Source organism: Neorhizobium galegae bv. orientalis str. HAMBI 540 (genome assembly GCF_000731315.1).
GTDB lineage: Bacteria > Pseudomonadota > Alphaproteobacteria > Rhizobiales > Rhizobiaceae > Neorhizobium > Neorhizobium galegae.
This window is the reverse complement of record NZ_HG938353.1, coordinates 3,893,151-3,915,767: the sequence shown is the minus strand read 5'-3', so window position 1 is coordinate 3,915,767 and position 22,617 is coordinate 3,893,151. Positions and strand designations below refer to the sequence as shown.

Below are 22,617 nucleotides of genomic sequence, written 5' to 3'. Positions count from 1 at the left end.
AAGCCGGCTAACGACATGCCGGCGCTGCGCCAGCTCAAGCATCCAGGCCCTGCCGCTCCGATCAGGCGCGAGGCGGTGCGGACCGCTTTAAAGCCGGTCGAGGGCATGCTGCGGCCGGGCGAGGTTTTCATGGCCGAGGTAGCGCGCGTTTTTGCGGAGGCCGGCTGCAAGGGTGGTTTCCTCAATATCGAAGGTGGAGCCTGCGATCCGTTCCGTTATGTCCTGCCGGCCTTCTCGCCGGACAAGGACCATGCGGCCTGGTACAGCGCGACCTTCGCGCCGGAAGCGGGCGGCAAATTCCACTCGGCGACTGCGATGGTGGGTGAGCGGGACGGCACGCCGTTCCTGCATTGCCACGGCATCTGGGATACCGGCGAAGGCGCCCTGCGCATGGGGCATGTGTTGCCCTTCGACAGCATCGTCAGCCGGCCGATCACTGTCAAAGGGTATGGCAGCGCCACCGCGACCTTCTCGTCGATCCCCGATCCGGAAACGAATTTCACGCTGTTTTCCGCCAAGGGCGAAAGCGGCGAGGGCAACGGCATCCTGCTGCGGGTGCGCCCGAACGAGGATGTCGGGATAGCGATCGAAGAGGTCTGCCGCGAGCATGGCATCGAGCGCGCCCGCATCTACGGCATCGGCAGCATCAACGAGCCAGTCTTCGAGGATGGGCGCCGCGTGGTCTGCCTCGCGACCGAGATCGCCATAGAGAACGGCGTGCTCGAAATGACGCCGGATGGGCTCCGGGCCTCGATCGATGCTGCGGTCGTCGATACGGACGGCGTGATCTATCACGGCCGGCTGGCGCGGGGTGACAATCCGGTCGGCGTCACCTTCGAACTGGTCATCATCGAAAATCGGGAGAGCTGAACATGCGCAGCGTCGTCGTCACGGGTGCGGGATCGGGTATCGGCCTTTCGACGACGGAGCTTCTGATCGAAGCCGGCTGGCATGTGCTGGCCGCCGACCGCGATGCCGCAGCACTCGATCGGCTGATGGAACGGCTCGGCAATCGCGCCGGTCTCCTCACCACCGTTCTTCTCGATATCACCGACGAGAAGGCGATCGCGGATCTTGCCGATCGCTGCCAGGCGCTTCAAAGTCCGCTGCAGGCACTGGTCAACAGCGCCGGCATCGGTTCGAATGTTCGTTTCGCCGATACTACGACCGATCAGCTCCGGCGGATCTACGAGGTCAATGTCGTCGGCGCGTTTGCGCTGTCGCAGGCACTGGCGCCGATCATGCGGGAAAACGGCGGCGGGTCGATCGTCCACATCGCTTCGGTCTCCGGCATCAAGGGCAATCTCGGCCGTTCCGCCTATGGCGCGTCGAAGGGCGCGCTGGTGACGCTTACCAAGATCATGGCGGTCGAACTTGCCGACGACCTGATCCGCGTCAACGCCATTGCGCCGGGTCCGATCGAGACGCCGATGGTCAAGGAGAACCACACGGCGGTGACGCGTGAAGAGTGGAACCGCACCGTGCCGATGCGCCGCTACGGTCGGCCGGAGGAGATTGCCACGGCAATCGCCTTTCTCGTCGACGAACGCCAGTCCTCCTATGTGACCGGCCAGATTCTTGCCGTCGACGGCGGATTTACGGCTGCCGGGCTGATGGCCTGAACCGTTCCGGCACGACATTCGTCATATGACAATCTCTTCACGAAAATAGGTGGCTCCACGCATCGAGGCTCGTTGACAAGTCACGGGATAGATTAGAAAACTGCCGACTTCCGACGGCAGCCACGGGGGGACTTTCAATGTCTAGGCGCGCGTTATTCGGCTTTCTCGCTCTCATCGTTTTCGCTTTCGCTCTCGTCTCGCCGCTGACTGCGGCCGACCGGCGGATCGAAAGCACTCCGAACAGCGATTATCTCGGTTTCGATCTTCGAACCGTGAAGAATGTCAGCCAGCCCCAGTGCGAGGCGGCCTGCATCGGCGACAATGCCTGCAAGGCTTTCACCTATAACGAGAAAGCCAAATGGTGCTTCCTCAAGTCGGATTATAGCCAGCTCAACCCGTTTCCGGGTGCGACCGCCGGCAAGATCGTCGTAACCGCCGTTGAACCCGATATCGGCGCCCCGCCAAAATTGTCCTTCCTTTCGGAAGAAGTTCTCCAGCAGGCGCGCGATCAGAAGGATGGCCTGACGCTTGGCGGCAACCAGCAGGGTTACGGCGTCGAAAACCTCAGGACGATCGCCCAGGGCCAGGTTCTGGCCGGCAATGTCGATACGGCGGTCTACAATTTCAAAGGCGCGCTCTCGATCATCCCCGACGACGGTGCGCTGTGGATCGAGCTTGCCCGTGCTGCCAGCACCGCGAAGAACAACACCACGGTCGATGGCGAAGGCACGCTTGCCGCCGTTAATGGCTACCAGCTTTCGCGCACGACCCAGACCCGCGCCGATGCGCTGGCGGTTCTCGGGGCCGCGCTTGCCAAGCAGCAGAATTATCGCGCCGCGCTCAACGCCTACAAGGCAAGCCTGGCGCTGGTGAATGCCCGCACCGTTCAAGCCGCCTATAACGATCTGCGCGAACGTCAGGGTTTCCGGATGACCGGCAACACGGTCGATGCCGACAGCGCCAACCCGCGCGTCTGCGTGCAATTCTCCGAGCCGCTGGTGAAGATCGGTGTCGATTACGCGCCCTTTGTCGTGCTCAACGGCCAGGCGCCGAAGGCGATGGAGGCCAAGGACAACCAGATCTGCGTCGAAGGCCTGACCCATGGCCAGCGCTACAAGCTGTCGCTACGCCGCGGCCTGCCGTCTTCCGTGGATGAGCCGCTCGCGGCCCAGGTCGATATCGACATCTACGTCAAGGATCGCTCGGCGACCGTGCGGTTCACCGGCGACAGTTTCGTGTTGCCGTCGACCGCGCGCCGCGGCATTCCGATCGTGTCGGTCAATACCGAAAAGGCCAATCTGAAGCTCTACAGGGTGGGGGACCGCAGCATTGCCCCGCTGCTCGCCAATTCGCAGTTCCTGACCCAGATGGACGGTTATAACGCCACCCAGATCCAGGAGCAGAGCGGTGAACTGGTCTGGCAGGGCACGATCGACATCGCCCAGGACCTCAACAAAGACGTGGTGACGAGTTTCCCGGTCGACGAGGCTCTGCCGACCCGCAAACCCGGCGTTTACATGCTGACGGCGGCCGCCGCCAATGCGACGAGCCAGGAATACGATACCAAGGCGACGCAATGGTTCGTGGTGTCGGATATCGGTCTCACCACCTATGCCGGCACGGATGGCCTCAACGTCTTTGCCCGCTCGCTCGGCAGTGCAAAGCCGATGGCCGGCGTCGACCTGCAGCTTCTCGCCAAGAATAACGAAATCCTCGGCACGGCGAAGACCGATGCGGATGGCCGCGCGGTATTTACCGCCGGCCTGATGCGCGGCACGGCGGCGATGGTGCCGGCGGTGCTGGCGGCCCAGAACAACGGCCAGGACTATGTCTTCCTCGACATGGCCCGTGCCGGCTTCGATCTTTCCGACCGTGGCGTTACCGGGCGCCCGGCGCCTGGTGCGATCGATATCCTGCCCTGGACGGAACGGGGCATCTACCGCCCCGGCGAAACCGTGCATGCCTCGGCGCTTGCCCGCAATATCGATGCGACGGCGATCGAGAACCTGCCGCTTACCTTCGTCTTCCTGCGGCCTGACGGCGTCGAGGATCGGCGCATCGTCAACAACGGCTCGCTCGGCGGTTATGCGCTCGATCTGCCGCTGCTGGCGACCTCGATGCGCGGCACCTGGACGATGCAGATCTTCACCGATCCCAAGGGGTCGGCAATCGGTGAAAAGACCTTCCTCGTTGACGACTTCGTGCCGGACCGCATCGAATTCGACATGACCAGCGACGCCAAGGATATCGCGGTCGGGGAACCGGTGCCGATCAATATCGACGGCCGTTATCTTTATGGAGCGCCGGCTGCCGGCCTCAATCTCGAAGGCGAGATCGCGCTGAAGACGACGCGTGAAAATCCGGCCTTCCCGGGCTACCAGTTCGGCCTTGTGGATGAAGAGGCGAGCGAAGCGGTTCGCATTCCGCTGGAGGCGCTCGAACCGCTCGACGACGACGGCAAGGCAGTCTTCGACGCGACCGTTGCCGAGGCGCCTTCGACGACGCAGCTTGTCAATGCCGATATCGTCGTGCGCATGCAGGAGGCGGGCGGCCGGGCGATCGAGCGTTCGATCACCCTGCCGGTGAAGGCGGAAGGTGCCCGGATCGGCATCAAGCCGGAATTTTCCGGCGATCTCGGCGAAAACTCGGTCGGCAATTTCACCGTGATCATGGTGGACGAGGCCGGCAAGAAACAGGCGATGCAGAACCTGCCCTGGAAACTGATCAAGATCGACCGAGATTACCAGTGGTATCGCGACGGTTCGTCCTGGCGATATGAGCCGGTGACCCGCACCAGCCAGGCTGCCAACGGCACGGTGAATGTCACCGCCGATGGCGGCAGGGTTTCCGTTCCGGTCAAGTGGGGCCGCTACCGGCTCGAAGTCGAAACCGCCGATATCGGGGGACCCACCTCCAGCGTCGAGTTCGATGCCGGCTGGTTCGTGACTGCGACCTCGACCGAAACCCCGGATGCGCTGGAAATTGCGCTGGACAAGCAGAGCTACAAGGTCGGCGAGACGGCCAAGCTCAAGGTGTCGTCGCGTTATGCCGGCGAGCTGATGATCACGTCGGGTTCCGAGAACCTGATTGCGGTCAAGACCGCCAGCATCGGCGCGAATGGCGGCGAAGTCGAGATTCCGGTCACCGCCGCCTGGGGTGCCGGTTCCTATGTCACGGCGACGCTCTATCGTCCGGGCCAGGCGCAGGAAAGCCGCATGCCGATGCGCGCCATCGGCGTCACCTGGCTGAAGGTCGATCCGGAAAACCGCGATTTGCAGGTGTCGATCACGGCGCCGGAAAAGACGCTGCCGCGCCAGCCGCTCAATATCTCGCTGCAGGTCGCCGGAGCAGGCGCAAACCAGGACGCCTATGTCACCGTCGCGGCGGTTGATGTCGGTATCCTCAATCTGACGCGTTACCAGCCTCCGGCGCCGGACGACTGGTATTTCGGCCAGCGCCGCCTCGGCCTCGAAATCCGCGACCTCTACGGCCGCCTGATCGATGGCTCGCTCGGCGCGACCGGTCGACTGCGCACCGGCGGCGACGGCGGCAGCGCGGCGCTGCAGAGCAGCCCGCCGAAGGAAAAGCTGATTGCCTTCTTCTCCGGCCCGGTGAAACTCGATGCGCAGGGCAAGGCGAATGTCTCCTTCGACATTCCGCAATTCAACGGCACGGCGCGCGTCATGGCGGTCGCCTGGTCGAAGACCGGCGTCGGGCATGGCGTCAAGGACGTGGTGATCCGCGATCCGGTCGTGGTGACAGCCAGCCTGCCGCGCTTCCTGGCACCTGGCGACCAGACCAATCTCAGGCTCGACGTCGCCAATACCGATGCGCCGGCCGGCGATTACCAGCTCGCCATCACTACCAACAAGCCGGTCTCCGTCGATCAGAAGGGGACTGGAAAGATAACGCTTGCCGCTGGCGGCAAGTCGGATCTCACGCTGGCGCTTCACGGCGTCGAGCCGGGCGACGGGTCGATCTCGATCCGCCTTTCGAATGCGTCGGGCATGTCGCTCGACCAGGTGCTCGATATTCCGGTGCGGCCGGCCGCGATGCCGATCACCCAGCAGCGGCTCGTCGAGCTGAAGCCCGGCGCCAGTGTCACGGTCGATGCCAACCTGCTTGCCGACAGCATCCTGCCGGGTGCCTCGATCAGCGTGAACGTCAGCCGCTCCACCGCCTTCGACATTCCGGCGCTGCTGATGAGCCTCAGCCGTTATCCCTATGGCTGCGCCGAACAGACGACCAGCCGCGCCTTGCCGCTTCTTTATCTCAGCCAGATGGCGGTGCAGAACGGTCTTGCCGACGATACGGAGGTCAAGAAGCGGGTCCAGGATGCGATCTATCGCGTGCTCTCCTACCAGTCCTCGGCCGGCAGTTTCGGCCTCTGGGGTCCGGGCGGCGGCGATCTGTGGCTCGATTCCTACGTGAGCGACTTCCTCAGCCGGGCCCGCGAACAGGGTTACGACGTGCCCGAACAGGCGCTCGTCCAGGCTCTCGACAGCCTGCAGAACTCGCTCGGCTTCACCAACAACATCAAGGATCAGGGCAACGAGATCGCCTATGCGCTCTATGTGCTCGCCCGCAATCGCAAGGCCGCGATCAGCGACCTTCGCTACTATGCCGACACGATGCTGAACGACTTCCCGACGCCGCTCGCCAAGGCTCATATTGCCGCGGCGCTGGCACTTTATGGCGATGCGCAGCGGTCAAAGAATATCTTCGCGGCCTCGCTGCAGATGTCGCAAGATGCGCAGATCCACCGGGTCAGCCTGTCGCGCTCGGACTATGGCTCGTCCTTGCGAGACGGCGCCGCGGTCCTGGCGCTCGCCGCCGAAAGCCGGCCGGTGCCGCCGATCGTCCCGGCGCTCGCCACCATCGTCGCCAAGGAATGGGGGCAGAAGAAATATACCAGCACCCAGGAACAGACCTGGATGCTGCTCGCCGCCCGTGCGCTGCAGAACGGTGACGACGGTCTGCGCCTGCAGGTCAACGGCGCCGATCATCGCGGCACGCTGATGTCGCAGATGACCGGCGATGCGCTGATCGGTCATCCGCTGATCGTCAAGAACAACAGCGCCGATCCGCTGTCTGCCTCGATCACCACGGTCGCGGCGCCGGCGCAGCCGCTGCCGGCCGGCGGCGACGGTTTCCAGATCACCCGCACCTACTATTCGATGGATGGCGAGGAGGCCAATGTCAGCGAAGCGGAGCAGAACCAGCGTTATGTCGCGGTGATCAAGATCACCGAGAGCAACAGCTGGCCGTCGCGCATTGTCGTCACTGATCTTCTGCCGGCCGGGTTCGAGATCGACAATCCGAGCATCGTCAACAGCGCCAGCCTTGCCAATTTCGACTGGATCGAGGAAGTGCAGGCGGCCCATACCGAATTCCGCAACGATCGTTTCGTGGCGGCCTTCGACCGGAGCGCCGGCGACAACCGCGAGATCACGCTCGCCTATGTGGTCCGCGCCGTAACCCCTGGCGTCTACGATCATCCGGCTGCCCAGGTCGAGGACATGTACCGTCCGCAGTTCTCGGCCCGCACCGCGACCGGCAAGATGGAGGTGCTGGCCGCCCAGTAAGCGGCAGCTCGTCCCGATGAAGCTCAGGTGGAAACTTTCGATCGGTCTGGCTATCGGCCTCGTCACTGCGGCGGGGCTGATCGTCGGACTCGAAGCGGCCGACAGGGCCTATCCGCCGCCACTCGAAAGGGCGCGGGTGGTTTCTGCCGAAGTGCTGGATGCGGATGGCGAACTACTGCGCGCCTTCGCGGCGCCGGAAGGCCGCTGGCGGCTTCGCACGACCATCGAAAACGTCGACCCGCGCTTCCTGAAAATGCTGGTCGCCTATGAGGACCAGCGTTTCTACGAGCATGCCGGCGTCGACTCGTGGGCGCTTGGTCGCGCCGTGCTGCAACTCGTCACCAATGGCCATGTGGTCTCGGGCGCTTCGACGCTGTCGATGCAGGTGGCGCGGCTGATCGAACCGCGGGAGAGCCGCTCTCTGACGGCAAAGCTCCGCCAGGTCGTCCGTGCGGTCCAGATAGAACGGCGGCTGTCCAAGAAGGAAATCCTCGAACTCTACCTGACCCACGCGCCCTATGGCGGCAATCTCGAGGGCGTGCGGGCAGCAAGCCTTGCCTATTTCGGCAAGGAGCCGCGGCGGCTGACGGTGGCGGAAGCGGCCCTCCTCGTTGCCCTGCCGCAATCACCGGAGGGCCGGCGGCCGGACCGGCATTTCAAGATTGCCCAGGCGGCTCGCGAGCGGGTGCTGATGCGCTCGGCCGTTGCCGCGGTGACCGGCGACGGCGAAATGGAGCGGGCGGCACGCGATGGCATCCCGGCACGCCGGCTGCAATTGCCGGCCTATGCGGCGCATCTCGCCGAGGCGGCGATCCGCAAACAGCCCAAGACCGAGCAGCACAGGACGACGCTGAAGCGCAGTATCCAGCAGGGGCTGGAACAGGTGGCGAGGGAGGCTTCGGTCAAGCTCAGCCCGAAGGTTTCGGTTGCCATGGTCATGGCGGATATCACCACCGGCGCGATCGTCGGCGAGGTCGGTTCGGCCGATTATTTCGATGCGAGCCGCTCCGGCTGGGTGGATATGACGCGGGTCAACCGCTCGCCCGGCTCGACGCTGAAGCCGTTCATCTATGGCCTCGCCTTCGAGCAGGGGCTGGTGTCCCAGGAAACGATCATCGAGGACCGGCCGGCGGATTTCTTCGGTTACCGGCCGAAAAATTTCGACATGACCTACCAGGGCGATGTCAGCGTCCGCCAGGCGCTGCAGCTGTCGCTCAACGTGCCGGCCGTGCGGCTGCTCGATGCCGTCGGCCCGTCGCGGCTGATGATCCGCTTTCGTCGCGCCGACGTGCGCCCGGTCCTGCCGGCCAACGAGGCGCCGGGCCTGGCGATCGGCCTCGGCGGCGTCGGCATCACGCTCAAGGATCTGGTGCAGGCCTATGCGGCGCTCGCCAATCGCGGCAATCCGATGCGGATCGGCAATGGCATCGAGGACCAGCCGGGCATGATCGACGGCGAGCCGCTTCTCGATCCGCAGGCGGTGTGGAACGTTGCGGACATTCTGTCCGACGTTCTGCCGCCGCAGGGCAGCCGAAGGCTCGGCATCGCCTACAAGACTGGCACGAGCTACGGTTATCGCGACGCCTGGTCCGTCGGGTTCGACGGACGTCATGTGCTGGGCGTCTGGGTCGGGCGGCCGGACAATGGCGCGGTGCCGGGCATTGCCGGTTATCAGACTGCGGCGCCGATCCTGTTCGAAGCTTTTTCCAAATCCGGCGTGCCGATCACGCCGCTGCCATCGGCGCCGTCGGGTGCCGTGCGCATTGCGCAGGCCGAACTGCCGATCAGCCAGCGGCGGTTCTCGATGACCGCGAACGGGCTGTTTTCCGCCTCGACGCGGGAGCCGGCACCACAGATCGTCTATCCGCCGGAAGGCGCACGGGTCGATCTCGGGGCGTTATCGGGCGATATCTCGCCGCTGGTCCTGAAGCTGCAGGGCGGCCGTGCGCCGTTCCGGTGGCTCGCCAATGGCAAGCCGCTCAGCGAGCTGTCCCGCCGCCGAACCAGCGAGTGGAAACCGGATGGAGCCGGTTATTCGACGCTGACGGTGATCGACGCCGCCGGCCGTGCCGCGAGCGTTCGGGTTTTCGTGGAATAGAAATGTTGGAGCTTCGCGAGGAAGGCGTTCGGGCGTCCGCTTGGCTTCGGCCAATACTCCGGAGCCCCGCGCAGTCGCCTGCCGTGGTTTTCAAAGATCGGAGAGCCCACACGAATGCGGAACCTCATTTTGTTTAGTATGTGTGGCTCCGCATTCGCGTGGCCTTCGGCGTCTTGTCGAGGCTTCCGGCCTCTACAGGTGATCATCTCGCCTCGCTGCGTGGCTGTGTTCACGGCTTCCTTTCGGGAAACCTTGCCACTTGCACGGCTCAACCGAACCGGACATGGCTGTCCGGGGGAGGCTTGATAGGAATGGTCGTCTTTCGACTTGCACTCCATGGCTTTCACCTCCCTCACCTTCCCCGCACGTTACGGATCGAATGAGGGCGCCGGCTCCCGCTTGCCCGCGAACGTCTCGCGAAACACTCCGGCGACGGAAGCGAGGCAATTGTAGGCATGGGTTTGAAGGGCGGGGATGACGATGTGGTTAAGTCATTGGAGATGCTGGAGGGTGGCGATCAATTATCCACGAGCAAACACGGAAAGACAGCATTGGACGGCGCACCCTGCCATACCCCCCTCTGTCCTGCCGGACATCTCCCCCTCAAGGGGGGAGATCGAAGGAGGCCTGTTCAGCGGTCCCTCTCTGATTTGTGCGGCGGCAGGAAGCTGGCAGGGAGTGGAGTTCGGCAAGCTCAAAGCTTTTGGTCGGGTAGGACCTTGCCTCCATCGATCTCCCCCCTTGAGGGGGAGATGCCCGGCAGGGCAGAGGGGGGTGCCTCACGGCACGACCTCTCTCAAATCGTCGAGCCACCGCCCGGTTCAACACTCCGCGAAAATCGGCTTTTCGGAAAGCATGATGCGGTCGCTTCGAAGGACGTTTTAAGCCGCCGCTGTCGCCTTTTTCTTCGCCACACGAGCCCGGATGGACTCGATATCCGCCTTCGGCGTCGCCTTGAAAAGCGTGCGGGTATAGTCGTGCTTCGGGTCCGAGAAGACCTCTTCGCGGGTGCCGTATTCCACGGCCTCGCCGAAATACATCACCATCACCTCGTCGGCGATATAGCGCACGACAGAGAGGTCGTGGCTGATGAAGACGTAGGTGAGGTTGAACTCGTCCTGCAGGTCGGCGAGCAGGTTCAGCACCTGGGCCTGGACGGAGAGGTCGAGCGCCGAAACCGGCTCGTCGAGCACGAGAAGCTTCGGGTTCATCATCAGCGCGCGGGCAATCGCGATGCGCTGGCGCTGGCCGCCCGAGAACATGTGCGGATAGCGGTTGTAGTGTTCCGGGCCGAGGCCGACCTTCTTCAGCATTTCGCTGGCGCGGTCGCGGCGTTCGCCGGCCGACATGGTCGTGTTGATCGCCAAGGGTTCGCCCAGCACATCGCCGATCTTCTGTCGCGGGTTCAGCGAGCCATAGGGGTTCTGGAAGACGATCTGCACCTTCTGGCGCATGTCCTGGGTCAGGTGACCGGGGCGGGTGTCGACCTTCTTGTTGTCGATCAGCAGGTCGCCGCCGGTCGGTTCGTCGATGAAGGTCAGCATGCGGGCAAGGGTGGATTTGCCGCAGCCGCTCTCGCCGACGATCGCCAGCGTCTTGCCGCGTTCGAGCTTGAAGGAAACGCCCTTCACCGCATGGATGATCTTCTTCGGCTTGAAGAGGCCGCCCGGCAGTTCGTAATCGCGCTTGATGTCGCGCACTTCGAGCATGGTGTTGTCGGTCATATTATCGCTCATGCGCGTGCCTCCGGCGCGGGTTCCGGATTGCCGTCGAAAAAGGCGGAAACGGTGGTGAGGCGGTCGCCGGTCGCGTTTTCCGGCAGGGCCGCCAGCAGCGCCTTGGTATAGTTGCTCTTCGGGTTTTCGAAGAGGGAGAGCACGTCGGCCTCCTCCATCTTGCGGCCCTTGTACTGCACGACGACGCGGTCGGCGGTCTCGGCGACGACGCCCATGTCATGGGTGATCATGATCAGGCCCATGCCGTTCTTCGCCTGCAGCGCCATGATCAGGTCGAGGATCTGCTTCTGGATCGTCACGTCGAGCGCCGTGGTCGGCTCGTCGGCGATCAGCAGTTTCGGATTGCAGGCGATCGCGATCGCGATCATCACGCGCTGGCACTGGCCGCCGGACATCTGGTGCGGAAAATGGTTCAGCCGCTCTTCCGGGTTGGGCAGGCCGACCTGGCTGAACAGCTCGATGGCGCGGGCGCGGCGGGCCTTGCTGTCCAGGCCGAGATGGATGCGCAGCACTTCCTCGATCTGGAAACCGACCGTGAAACACGGGTTGAGGCTGGCGACCGGCTCCTGGAAGATCATCGCGATATCCTTGCCGATCAGCTTGCGGCGCTCGGCCGGGCTGATGTTCTGGATGTCGCGGCCTTCGAAGAGCATGCGGTCGGCGGTGATCTTGGCCGTCCACGGGAGCAGCCCCATGACGGCCAGCATGGCGACGGACTTGCCGGAGCCGGATTCGCCGACGATTGCCAGAACCTCGCCCTTTTCGACCGAGACGGAGACGCCGTCGACGGCGCGGAACCAGCCGGTTGCGGTTTCGAATTCGACGGTCAGATTGTCGATTTGCAAGAGCGCCATGATCAGGACCTCTTCAGTTTCGGGTCGAGCGCATCGCGTAAGCCGTCGCCCATCAGGTTGATGGCGAGAACGGTGACGAGAATGGCGACGCCGGGGAAGGTGACGACCCACCAGGCGCGCAGGATGAATTCACGCGCTTCGGCAAGCATCGTGCCCCATTCCGGTGCCGGCGGCTGGGCGCCCATGCCGAGGAAGCCGAGGGCGGCTGCGTCGAGGATGGCGTTCGAGAAGGAGAGCGTCGCCTGGACGATCAGCGGCGCGGTGCAGTTCGGCAGGATGGTGCGGAACATGAGGCGAATGGGGCCGGCGCCGGCAAGCCTTGCGGCGGTCACGTAGTCGCGGGTCTTTTCGGCCATCACGGCGGCGCGGGTAAGGCGCACGAAATGCGGCTGCAGCGTGAGCGCGATGGCGATCATGCCGTTGGTGAGGCTCGGCCCGAGGATCGCGACGAGCACGAGGGCGAGCAGCAGCGACGGGAAGGCGAGGATGATATCCATCAGGCGCATGATGACGGTATCGATCCAGCCGCGGTAATAACCGGCGATCAGGCCGACGATGATGCCGCCGGTCAGCGACAGCGTCGTCACGAAGACGCCGATGAACAGCGAATACTGCGCGCCATAGACCAGGCGGGACAGGATATCGCGGCCGACAGGATCGGTGCCGAGCAGATAGGACGGGTTGCCGCCCTCAGCCCAGGCCGGCGGAAGCAGGGCGAAATCGCGATATTGCTCGAACGGCGAATGGGGGGCGATGAACGACGCGAAGATCGCCACGATGACGAGGCACACGAAAACGATGAGGCCCAGAACGGCGCCGCGATTTTCGGAAAAGTAGAACCAGAACTCGCGGAGCATCTGGCGGCGCATCGCGGCGCTGGAAACCGGTTCGGCGATCTTGGTAACAGTGGTATCGGCCACGGGATTTTCTCCTTCTTGGTGCCGGATCAGTGTCGGATTCTGGGGTTGATCAGGCCGTAGAGCAGATCAACGACGAGATTGACGAACATGATGATGGCCGCGATCAGGAGCAGGCCGCCCTGGATGACGGCGTAGTCGCGGCGGAAGACGCTGTCGACCATCCATTTGCCGATGCCCGGCCAGGAGAAGATCGTCTCGGTCAGAATGGCGCCGGCGAGCATGACGCCGATCTGCAGGCCGATTGTGGTGATGACCGGGATCATGGCGTTGCGGAGCGCATGGATGCCGACGACGCGGAAGGGCGAGAGGCCCTTGGCGCGGGCGGTGCGGACGTAGTCTTCCGAGAGCACTTCCAGCATGGCGGAACGCGTCTGGCGGGCAATGACCGCGAGCGGAATGGTCGCAAGCACGATCGACGGCAGCGCAAGATGGCTGATCGCCGAGGCGAAGGCGCCCTTCTGTCCCGACAGCAGCGAGTCGATCAGCATGAAGCCGGTGACCGGCGGGAAGAAGAACATCAGCGAGATGCGGCCGGAAACCGGGAACCATTGCAGGGTGCCGGAGAAGAGGATGATCAGCAGCAGGCCCCACCAGAAGATCGGCATCGAATAACCGACCAGCGCAATGCCCATCAGCCCCTGGTCGAAGATCGAGCCGCGCTTGATCGCGGCGATCACGCCGGCCGGAATGCCGAGCGCGATGGCGATGACGATGGCACAGAAGGAAAGTTCGACGGTCGCTGGAAACAGCGCCCAGAACTGGTCGAGGATCGGCTTCTTGGAAACGATCGACGAGCCGAAATCGCCGGTCAGCACGCCGCCGAGATAATCGAAATACTGAACGACCAGCGGCCGGTCCATGCCGAGCTGGGCGCTGATCTGGGCGTGCCGCTCCGGCGACATGACACGTTCGCCGGAAAGAAGCGCAACCGGATCACCCGGCAGAAGTCGGATAAATGAAAAAGCAATGATCGAGACCCCGATGAAAGTCGGGATCAACACGGCGATACGCCGCAACAGGAAGCCAAACATTCGAAACCTTCGTGGTTTTTGGTTCGTGGCCGATTCACGGTTTTGTCAAGCCATGAAGGCGGCAATCGTGGCGTCTGCGCCAAATTTTGGCGTCTCATAAGAAAATGCCGCGGGAAACGCAACGCGTCCCGCGGCAAAATCGTCGTGAAGCAGAAATTACTGCGCGATATCGACCGCTTCGAAGGTGAAGTCGCCGAGCGGGCTCTGGGTAAAGCCGGTCACGCCCTTGCGCATCGGAACGACGGCGAGGGAGTGATCGATGGTTGCCCAGGGAGCGTCCTTCTTGAAGACCGCCTGAGCCTGTTCGTAGAGCTTGGTACGCTCGGCCAGGTCAGAAACGACCTTGGCCTTCTTCACCAGTTCGTCGAATTCCTTGTTGCACCACTGAGCACGGTTGTTGCCGCCGACGGCGTCGCAGCCGAGCAGCGTGTCAAGGAAGTTGTCCGGATCGCCGTTGTCGCCGGTCCAGCCCATGATGGCGGCGCCATCGCGGTTCTTGTCCTTCGAACGCTGCAGGTATTCAGCCCATTCGAAAGAAACGATCTCGACCTTGACGCCGATCTTGGCGAAATCGTCCTGGATGATTTCGGCCGCGCGGCGGGCGTTCAGCATGTAGGGACGCGAAACCGGCATCGCCCAGACCTTCATGGAAAGGTCCTTGACGCCTGCGTCGGCGAGCATCTTCTTGGCCGCGTCGAGGTCGTACGTGTCGTCCTGGGTGGACTTGCTGTAGGACCACATGGTCGGCGGGATCGGGTTGACGGCGGGTGTCGCCATGCCCTGGAAGACGGCATCGACGATCGCCTTCTTGTTGATCGCCTTGTTCAGCGCCTTGCGGACTTCGACCTTGTCGAACGGAGCCTTGGTCGTGTTGTAGGCGAGGTAGGCGACGTTCAGGCCTTCTTGCTCCAGAACCTGGAGGTTGGGATCAGCCTTCATGGCCTTCACATCGGCGGCGTTCGGATAGGGCATCAGGTGGCATTCGCCGGCTTTCAGCTTCTGGTAACGAACGGCGGCGTCGGTGGTGATGGCGAACACGAGGTCGTCGATCTTCGGAGCCGGGCCCCAGAAATCGGCGTTCTTCTTGTAGCGGATGACCGCGTCCTGCTGGTAGCCGACGAAGGTGAACGGACCGGTGCCGACCGGCATCTGGTTCAGCTGTTCCTTCTTGCCGGCCTTGTCGAGGCTGTCGGCATATTCCTTCGACAGGATCGAAGCGAACGGCATTGCGACGTTGGCGAGGAACGGTGCTTCCGGACGGTTGAGCGTGACCTTGACGGTCAGGTCGTCGACCTTCTCGATCGACTTGATCAGCTTCGGGAAGCCCATGCCATCGGCATATTCCCAGGTCGCGCCGGAAATGTACTTGTTCCAGGCGTTCTTCTCGTCGATCTGGCGGCCGAGCGAGAAGACGACGTCGTCGGCGTTCAGATTGCGGGTCGGCTTGAAGAAGTCGGTCGTCTGGAACTTGACGTTCGGACGCAGCTTGAAGGTATAGACGGTGCCGTCGGCGGAAATCTCCCAGCTCTGGGCAAGGGCGGCTTCCGGCTGGGTCGTGCCCGGCTTGAACTCGAGCAGGCGATTGTAGATCGGATGCGCCGAAGCGTCGAAGGTCGTGCCCGCGGTATAGATGCCGGGGTCGAAGCCTTCCGGAGAACCTTCCGAGCAATAAACGAAGGTCTTGGCGCTGGCGGCGCTTGCGAAGAATGTTGCCGACAGCAGCGCTGCGGCAAGGGTGAGTTTGTATTTCATATGGATCTCCCGATGACCTGTGGCCGGCTTATGTGCCGTGCCCGGTGGATGTCTTCAGCTGGAATGGCGCGTATATAGCGCCCAACGACTGGTATTCCCGTGTTCACCTCCTGGCCGGCGATATTTCGCTGCGGCCGGCCTCAAAATGCGTTTCTCCTGGCGGGTCTGCTCCGGCCTTCAGGCCGGGCATGCCCTTGTTCCTTGATTCCGATCAACGGCTCCGGCCGTATCGAATTTCGCACCCGCTTTATTTTTTAGAAAATTTTCCACAAAATCGGCAAAATTCCCATGTATTTTTATTCTTTTAGGCTCGTTTCATAGATTTGCCTGCGGGCCATGGCGCGGGAGCATACCGATTATGATCCGGTTGTCGAGATGCTAACATTCGCGTGCCATTCACATCCGCATTCCTTTCGCCCAATCCCTCAGCACAGCCTACTTTTGCTGCAATGCCGCATTGCCATCGGCCAGGAATTGGGTACGGTTCGGGCCTTCCGACCAGCATAGATGTATCGAGGCAACGGTTTCATGACGACAGGCAATTCCAATCTCCCGCTCGTTTGGGATTTCATCGACCGCAAAAAAGAGGTCTTCACGGAACTCGCGGACCGCGTTTGGGAGACGCCGGAAACCTGCTACATGGAGAAGCTTTCGGCTGCCGCGCATCGCGAGATGCTGGAGGCGCAGGGCTTCAAGATCACCGAGAATGTCGCCGGCATTCCCACCGCGCTGATCGGCGAGGCGGGCGAGGGCGGCCCGGTGATCGCCTTTCTCGGTGAATATGATGCGCTGGCGGGCCTCAGCCAGAAGGCTGGCCTCACGCAGCAGGATCCGATGACCCCCGGTGCCAATGGCCATGGCTGCGGCCACAACCTTCTCGGCTCCGCATCGCTGCTTGCCGCGACCGCGCTCAAGGATTGGCTCGAAAAGACCGGCACGCCCGGCCGGGTGCGGTATTACGGCTGCCCGGCGGAAGAAGGCGGTGCCGCGAAGGCGTTCATGGTGCGGGCCGGCGCCTTCGAGGATGTCGACATCGCGATCAGCTGGCATCCGAGCAATTTCGCCGGCGTGCAGCGGGAGACCTCGCTTGCCAACTGCCGGATCGACTTCACGTTCACGGGCCGCGCCGCCCATGCGTCCGCGGTGCCGGAACTCGGCCGCAGCGCGCTCGATGCCGTCGAACTGATGAGCGTCGGTGTCAATTATATGCGCGAGCACATGCCGTCCGAAAGCCGCATCCACTATGCGGTCCTGGACAGCGGCGGTATCTCCCCGAACGTCGTGCAGGCGCATGCCAAGGTGCGCTACGTCGTCCGTTCCGCGGACCTGCCTGGGCTTTTCACCCTGATCGAGCGTGTCAAGAAGGTCGCCGAAGGTGCGGCGCTGATGACCGAGACCAAGGTCGAGAGCACGATCCTCGCCGGTGTTTCCAACCTTGTCGTCAACACCCCGTTGATGGACGTCATGCAGGATGTCTGGGACAGCATGGGTCCGCCGCCGTTCGACGCGGCCGATATCGAATTTGCCGAGCAGATCCGTGCAACGGTGACGCCGGAAGACATTGCGGCAAGCTGGAATCAGGAGCGCCTGGAGCAGCGGGATATTCCGCTTGCCGATTTCATCCTGCCGCCGCACGCCGAAAACCGCCAGATGGGCGGATCGACGGATGTCGGCGATGTCAGCTGGGTCGTGCCGACCGTGCAGGCCTATGGCGCGACGCTTGCGGTCGGCACTCAGCTTCACACCTGGCAGGTGGTGGCGCAGGGCAAGAGCCCGCTTGCCCACAAGGGCATGGTCTCGGTCGCCAAGGCGATGGCCGCGACCGGGCTGGCCGCCATGACCAGCGATCAGCTTCGCGAGGCGGCCTGGGCTGATCTCAAGAAACGGCGCAAGGGACAGGACTACAAAAGCCCCATTCCGGCCGGCGCCGAACCTCCGGTCGCGGCAATGACGCTGAAATGACCAAATAAACTGATCGACGCGTCAACTATTTTGAACGATCAGCCTATACGAAAACGGCGATTTGGGCTGTCCAATATCGCCGTTTCCCCCTATGAAATTCATAGGCCGTTGCGTCTTACAGGAGGTCCTTCGTGACTATTCAGCCCAATTCCATCGAAGCCCGGGACAAGGCTTACCAGCTCCACTCCTACACCAATGCCCGCGCGCTGGAGCGTGACGGATCGCTGGTGATCGACCGCGGCGAGGGCATCTATGTCTACGACGTCAACGGCAACAAATATATCGAGGGCATGGCCGGCCTCTGGAGTGTCGGCGTCGGTTTCGGCGAAAGCCGCCTTGTCGAAGCGGCTGCCAGGCAGATGGCGAAGCTCCCCTATTACCATACCTTTACCCTGCGCAGTCACGGCCCGTCGATCGATCTTGCCGAAAAGCTGATCCAGATGGCGCCGGTGCCGATGTCGAAGGCCTATTTCACCAATTCCGGTTCCGAAGCCAATGACACTGCCATGAAGATGGTCTGGTATCGCTCGAACGCGCTCGGCAAGCCGGAAAAGAAGAAAATCATCTCGCGCATCAAGGGTTATCACGGCGTGACGATCGCCAGCGCCAGTCTCACCGGCCTGCCGAACAATCACCGCTCGTTCGACCTTCCGCTGGCCGGCGTCTTCCACACGACCTGCCCGCATTACCGCGCCTTCAAACAGGAAAACGAGACGGAATTGGCCTTCGTCGAACGTTGCGCCAAGGACCTCGAAGACCTGATCCTCAAGGAAGGTCCGGAAACGGTCGCCGCCTTCATAGGCGAGCCGGTCATGGGCGCTGGCGGCGTCATCGTTCCGCCGGCCGGTTACTGGGATGCGATCCAGAAGGTGCTCAGGAAATACGATATCCTGCTGATCGCCGACGAGGTGATCTGCGGCTTCGGGCGCACCGGCGAGATGTTCGGCACCACGACCTATTCCCTGCAGCCGGACATCATGACGCTGTCGAAGCAGATTTCGTCGTCCTACCAGCCGATCTCGGCGCTGCTGATCAACGAGAATGTCTACGGACCGCTTGCCGATGAATCGGCGAAGATCGGCACGTTCGGTCATGGTGTGACCGCGGCCGGCCATCCGGTCGCCGCAGCGGTTGCGCTCGAAAACCTGGCGATCATCGAAGAGCGTGACCTTGTCGGCAATGTCCGGGCGCTGGCGCCGAAGTTCCAGAGCCGGCTGAAGGCGTTGGAAAGCCATCCGTTGGCGATCGAAGCCCGTGGCGTCGGCCTGATCGGTGCCCTGGAGCTGAAGCCACGCGAAGGTTTCTCAGCTGGCCAGCTCGGCCCCAAACTGCTGGCGATCATGCTCGAAAAGGGCCTGATCTCACGGGCGATCGGCGACTCGCTGGCGCTCTGCCCGCCGATGATCATCACCGAGAGCCAAATCGACACGATCTTCGATACGTTCGAAGCTTCGCTCGAAGCCTTCGCGAAGCAGCTCGCCGCCTGATATCCTCCCGGAGCCGCTAACCTGTTGGTGCGGCTCCGATTGCGCTTGGGCCATGCGCGCCTATATTGCTCGCCATGCTGGATCTCATCGAACCCTATTGGCCGCATATCCTCTTCGTTTTGTCGGTCCTGATGGGGGCCGCAGCTGCGATCCACGCGGCGATGACCAAGGAAGAGGTCCGCTCCGCGATCGGATGGGTCGGCGTCATCGTTCTGTCTCCGATCGTCGGCGCGCTGCTTTATCTTGTCGCCGGGATAAATCGCATCCGCCGTTCGGTGATCAGCGATCGCCGCGCGCTGCTGCAGGGGGAAATCCGGGCGCATGTGGTTTCCTACGACGCGACCAACGACCTGATCATCGAGGAGTTCGGACATCGCTTCCGGGCGATGAAGACGCTTGGCGACCGGGTGACGCGCCACCGGCTGACGACCGGCAATACGATCGTCGCGCTCGATACCGGTGACGAAGCTTATGGGGCGATGCTGAAGGCGATCGCCAAGGCGAAACGCAGCCTTATTCTCGAGACCTATATCTTCGACCGGGACAGGATCGGCACCCGGTTTGCAGATGCGCTGATTGCCGCGGTCAAGCGCGGCGTCGAGGTGCGTGTGCTGATCGATGCGGTCGGCGCCCGATATTCGGTGCCGAGCGTGCTCGGTATGCTCAGAGAGGGCGGGATCACGGTCGACGTCTTCAACGGCAATGTCATCATGGGGCTGCGGTTGCCTTATGCGAACCTGCGCACCCACCGGAAGATCCTGGTCATCGATGGGCGGGTGGCGTTTACCGGCGGCATGAACATTCGCGAGGGTTTTTCGAGCGAATTCAGCGGCAACAAATGCTCGTTCGACACGCATTTCAGGGTAACCGGGCCCGTCGTCGCCGACCTGTTCGCGATTGCCTCCGCGGATTGGAGATATGCCGCCGACGAGGCGTTGGAGGGCGCGGCTTGGGCGCTGCAGGCGCCGGAGACGGAGCCCGGTTCGCCGGTCATTATCCGCGCCGTTTCCTCCGGGCCTGACCGCAGCGTCGAGACCAACCACAAGATGCTGATGGGCGCGTTTTCCGTGGCGCGTTCCTCGATCCGCATCGTATCGCCCTATTTCCTGCCGGACCGCGAACTGATCACCGCGCTCGTCACCGCCGCCCGGCGCGGGGTTGAGGTCGATATCGTCGTGCCAACCGCCAACAATCTCGTCCTGGTCGACCGGGCGATGACCGCGCAGTTCGACCAGATGCTGAAGAATTATTGCCGGATCTGGCGGGCATCGGGGCCGTTCAACCATTCCAAGCTTCTGGTGATCGACGGGCGCTGGGCCTATGTCGGTTCATCGAACCTCGATCCGCGATCGCTCCGGCTCAATTTCGAGGTCGATCTCGAAGTCCTGGATTGTCCCTTCGCGGAAGCGTTGGAACGAAGGATCGATCTGGCGATTTCTTCCGCAACCGAAGTGACGCTGGATGGGTTGATGGCAAGGCCCTTCCTCGTGCGTCTCATCGAGCGGGTGTTTTGGCTGGGCTCTCCCTATCTCTAGTTGCTGGATAGATAGGCACCTTGCCTTATAGATTTCATTGATCGGCGAATAGTCAAAAGAACCATGCGGGAAAAACGTCCCAATCTTCCGAAAAGCATTCTGGCTTCCATCCGGGCTCGAAGGAACCGCGGTGCCGGAACGCATGAGGAGCGTGAACGCGGACACGGCATGCTGATTGCCTCCTACAACGTGCACAAATGCGTCGGCATCGACGGAAAGTTCGATCCCGCCCGCACCAGCCACGTGATCCGTGAGATTGGCGCCGATGTGATCGCGCTGCAGGAGGCGGATTCCCGGTTCGGCGAGCGGCGTGGCCTGCTCGACCTTGCCTGGATGGAGCGGGAGACGGGGCTTTTCCCGGTGCCGGTTTCGGGTGTCGCCAAGGCTCATGGCTGGCATGGCAATGTGGTCTTCTTCCGCGAAGGTCTCGTGCGCGACGTCCACCAGGTGAAACTGCCGGGGCTCGAGCCGCGGGGCGCTCTGATCACCGAGCTGGAGCTCAAGGACGGCAGCGCGTTTCGGATCATCGCCGCCCATCTCGGCCTGCTCAACCGCTCGCGGCAGCAGCAGGCCCGGATGATCCTCGATATCCTGCGCTCGCGTGACGAGCAGCCGACCGTACTCATGGGTGATCTCAACGAATGGCGGCTTGGTGACCGCTCTTCCCTGAACACGCTCGCGACCGTGTTCGGTCTCCCAGCTGCGGTGCCGAGCTTTCCGTCGCGCCTGCCTGTCCTGGCGCTCGACCGCATCATGGCGAACCAGCCCGGGCTGATCGATGCCGTCGAAACCCATGACAGCCCGCTTGCGCGGCTTGCTTCCGATCACCTGCCCATCAAGGCGGTGGTGAAGCTCGGTTCCCCGCCGTTGTCTCAAGCCCCGGAAGCCGGCTGAGCCGATCGTTTTCCGCCCTTTACCGAAACCGAAACCGCCGATAGGTTTGCGGCCTCACCGCCTCGCCCTCCGAATGGAATTTCCCGCATGACCGATATCGCCATGATCGAAGCTGCCCGTGTCCGTCTCGATGGCCACGTGCGCCGCACTCCGCTGCTGTCTTCGCCCTTCCTCGACGACATCGCCGGGCGGCGCATCTTCGTGAAGCCGGAATGCCTGCAGCACACGGGGTCGTTCAAGTTTCGCGGTGCCTGGTCGGCAATCTCGGCACTGTCGCCCGACGTCCGGGCCAAGGGCGTGATCGCTTTCTCCTCGGGCAACCATGCCCAAGGTGTGGCGCTGGCGGCGAGGATGCATGGTATCCCGAGCGTGATCATCATGCCGTCCGATGCGCCGCGCATCAAGATCGAGAATACCCGCGCTTATGGCGCGGATGTCGTGCTCTATGACCGCCTCAACGAGGATCGCGATGTGATCGGCGCGCGGCTGTCGCAGGAGCGCGGCCTGACGCTGATCAAGCCGTTCGACGAGCCGCTGGTGATCGCCGGCCAGGGTACGACCGGGCTCGAAATCGCCGAACAGGCCAGGGAGGAAGGAATCGAGAAGGCCGACGTGCTGGTACCGACCGGCGGCGGCGGCTTCATTTCCGGCGTTGCGCTGGCCTTGAACGCCAAGGCCCCAGGGTTTCTCGTGCATCCTTGCGAGCCGCAAGGCTTTGACGACGTGACGCGCTCGCTGGCTTCCGGAAAGATCGAGCGCAACGCGACCCAGGGCGGTTCGCTCTGCGATGCGATCGTCACGCCGCAGCCCGGCAACATCACCTTCCCGATCATGTCGAAGCTCTGCGGCGCAGGTCTCGTGGTGACCGACGACGAAGCGTTGCATGCGGTGGCACTTGCCTTCAGCCGGCTGAAGATCGTTGTCGAACCCGGCGGGGCGGTGGCATTGGCGGCCGCTCTTTTCCATGGCGAGACGCTGGGTGAGACCGTGATTGCCGTCTGCTCCGGCGGCAATATCGACCCGGATATCTTCCGTCTGGCGCTGGATCGTTTTGGCGCCTAAAGACGCTCGCAAGGCGGTTGGGAATAATAAACCGTTAATTGCGAAGAAGGGCCGTTAAGAAAAAAGGATTTTCTACGGA

General features: G+C 62.9%; 14 protein-coding genes. 9 read left to right on the top strand and 5 right to left on the bottom strand.

Annotation, left to right across the window (positions count from 1 at the left end; all coding sequences use genetic code 11):
* The first annotated feature begins 15 nt into the window (after positions 1-15).
* From RG540_RS33530 to pbpC, 4 genes are all read left to right on the top strand, one after another.
* Entirely contained in the window at positions 16-870 is an 855-nt protein-coding gene (locus RG540_RS33530) for a PCC domain-containing protein (protein WP_167551694.1), read from the top strand.
* Positions 871-872: 2 nt separating this feature from the next.
* Entirely contained in the window at positions 873-1,622 is a 750-nt protein-coding gene (locus RG540_RS18960; protein WP_038591108.1) for an SDR family NAD(P)-dependent oxidoreductase, read from the top strand.
* A 137-nt stretch (positions 1,623-1,759) separates the two neighbouring features.
* The gene (locus tag RG540_RS18955) at positions 1,760-7,207 is read left to right on the top strand and encodes an alpha-2-macroglobulin family protein (RefSeq protein WP_038591105.1); all 5,448 of its coding nucleotides are present in this window, start codon (positions 1,760-1,762) and stop codon (positions 7,205-7,207) included.
* A gap of 16 nt (positions 7,208-7,223) precedes the next feature.
* Entirely contained in the window at positions 7,224-9,305 is a 2,082-nt protein-coding gene (gene pbpC, locus RG540_RS18950; RefSeq protein WP_038591102.1) for a penicillin-binding protein 1C, read from the top strand.
* 881 nt (positions 9,306-10,186) lie between these two features.
* On the opposite strand, the gene RG540_RS18945 is transcribed toward pbpC, so the two are convergent.
* The 5 genes from RG540_RS18945 to RG540_RS18925 form a co-directional block, all read right to left on the bottom strand.
* On the bottom strand, positions 10,187-11,041 hold the full coding sequence (locus tag RG540_RS18945; protein WP_244446589.1) for a dipeptide ABC transporter ATP-binding protein: 855 nt from the start codon (positions 11,039-11,041) through the stop codon (positions 10,187-10,189).
* Positions 11,038-11,895, bottom strand: coding sequence for an ABC transporter ATP-binding protein (locus tag RG540_RS18940; RefSeq protein WP_080724982.1), 858 nt, complete (start codon positions 11,893-11,895; stop codon positions 11,038-11,040). The genes RG540_RS18945 and RG540_RS18940 overlap by 4 nt, the downstream gene beginning before the upstream one ends.
* A 2-nt stretch (positions 11,896-11,897) precedes the next feature.
* Positions 11,898-12,764: an ABC transporter permease subunit gene (locus tag RG540_RS18935; protein WP_046600831.1), complete on the bottom strand. Its 867-nt coding sequence runs from the start codon at positions 12,762-12,764 to the stop codon at positions 11,898-11,900.
* 77 nt (positions 12,765-12,841) lie between these two features.
* On the bottom strand, positions 12,842-13,846 hold the full coding sequence (locus RG540_RS18930; protein ID WP_038591099.1) for an ABC transporter permease subunit: 1,005 nt from the start codon (positions 13,844-13,846) through the stop codon (positions 12,842-12,844).
* A 156-nt stretch (positions 13,847-14,002) separates the two neighbouring features.
* A complete protein-coding gene (locus tag RG540_RS18925) occupies positions 14,003-15,598 on the bottom strand; it encodes an ABC transporter substrate-binding protein (protein WP_038591096.1) in 1,596 nt (531 codons plus the stop codon).
* A 528-nt stretch (positions 15,599-16,126) separates the two neighbouring features.
* Here RG540_RS18925 and RG540_RS18920 point away from each other — a divergent pair.
* The 5 genes from RG540_RS18920 (at position 16,127) to RG540_RS18900 (ending at position 22,538) form a co-directional block, all read left to right on the top strand.
* Positions 16,127-17,560 carry a M20 family metallopeptidase gene (locus RG540_RS18920; RefSeq protein WP_038594248.1) on the top strand — a complete coding sequence of 478 codons (1,434 nt, stop codon included), beginning with the start codon at positions 16,127-16,129 and terminating at the stop codon, positions 17,558-17,560.
* 131 nt (positions 17,561-17,691) lie between these two features.
* Entirely contained in the window at positions 17,692-19,047 is a 1,356-nt protein-coding gene (locus RG540_RS18915; protein WP_038591093.1) for an aspartate aminotransferase family protein, read from the top strand.
* Positions 19,048-19,121: 74 nt separating this feature from the next.
* Positions 19,122-20,582: a cardiolipin synthase gene (cls, locus tag RG540_RS18910; protein ID WP_038594245.1), complete on the top strand. Its 1,461-nt coding sequence runs from the start codon at positions 19,122-19,124 to the stop codon at positions 20,580-20,582.
* Positions 20,583-20,645: 63 nt separating this feature from the next.
* On the top strand, positions 20,646-21,476 hold the full coding sequence (locus RG540_RS18905) for an endonuclease/exonuclease/phosphatase family protein (RefSeq protein WP_038591091.1): 831 nt from the start codon (positions 20,646-20,648) through the stop codon (positions 21,474-21,476).
* An 87-nt stretch (positions 21,477-21,563) separates the two neighbouring features.
* Positions 21,564-22,538, top strand: coding sequence for a threonine ammonia-lyase (locus tag RG540_RS18900; protein ID WP_038591088.1), 975 nt, complete (start codon positions 21,564-21,566; stop codon positions 22,536-22,538).
* Positions 22,539-22,617: the final 79 nt, after the last annotated feature.

What these genes read in the sequence shown, in the direction of transcription:
- cls (WP_038594245.1), top strand. Translation starts at nt 19,122, where the DNA reads ATGCTGGATCTCATCGAACCCTATTGGCCGCATATCCTCTTCGTTTTG.
- RG540_RS18960 (WP_038591108.1), top strand. Translation starts at nt 873, where the DNA reads ATGCGCAGCGTCGTCGTCACGGGTGCGGGATCGGGTATCGGCCTTTCG.
- RG540_RS33530 (WP_167551694.1), top strand. Translation starts at nt 16, where the DNA reads ATGCCGGCGCTGCGCCAGCTCAAGCATCCAGGCCCTGCCGCTCCGATC.
- RG540_RS18920 (WP_038594248.1), top strand. Translation starts at nt 16,127, where the DNA reads ATGACGACAGGCAATTCCAATCTCCCGCTCGTTTGGGATTTCATCGAC.
- RG540_RS18930 (WP_038591099.1), bottom strand. Translation starts at nt 13,846, where the DNA reads ATGTTTGGCTTCCTGTTGCGGCGTATCGCCGTGTTGATCCCGACTTTC.
- RG540_RS18940 (WP_080724982.1), bottom strand. Translation starts at nt 11,895, where the DNA reads ATGGCGCTCTTGCAAATCGACAATCTGACCGTCGAATTCGAAACCGCA.
- RG540_RS18900 (WP_038591088.1), top strand. Translation starts at nt 21,564, where the DNA reads ATGACCGATATCGCCATGATCGAAGCTGCCCGTGTCCGTCTCGATGGC.
- RG540_RS18905 (WP_038591091.1), top strand. Translation starts at nt 20,646, where the DNA reads ATGCGGGAAAAACGTCCCAATCTTCCGAAAAGCATTCTGGCTTCCATC.
- RG540_RS18925 (WP_038591096.1), bottom strand. Translation starts at nt 15,598, where the DNA reads ATGAAATACAAACTCACCCTTGCCGCAGCGCTGCTGTCGGCAACATTC.
- RG540_RS18945 (WP_244446589.1), bottom strand. Translation starts at nt 11,041, where the DNA reads ATGAGCGATAATATGACCGACAACACCATGCTCGAAGTGCGCGACATC.
- RG540_RS18955 (WP_038591105.1), top strand. Translation starts at nt 1,760, where the DNA reads ATGTCTAGGCGCGCGTTATTCGGCTTTCTCGCTCTCATCGTTTTCGCT.
- RG540_RS18935 (WP_046600831.1), bottom strand. Translation starts at nt 12,764, where the DNA reads ATGCGCCGCCAGATGCTCCGCGAGTTCTGGTTCTACTTTTCCGAAAAT.
- pbpC (WP_038591102.1), top strand. Translation starts at nt 7,224, where the DNA reads ATGAAGCTCAGGTGGAAACTTTCGATCGGTCTGGCTATCGGCCTCGTC.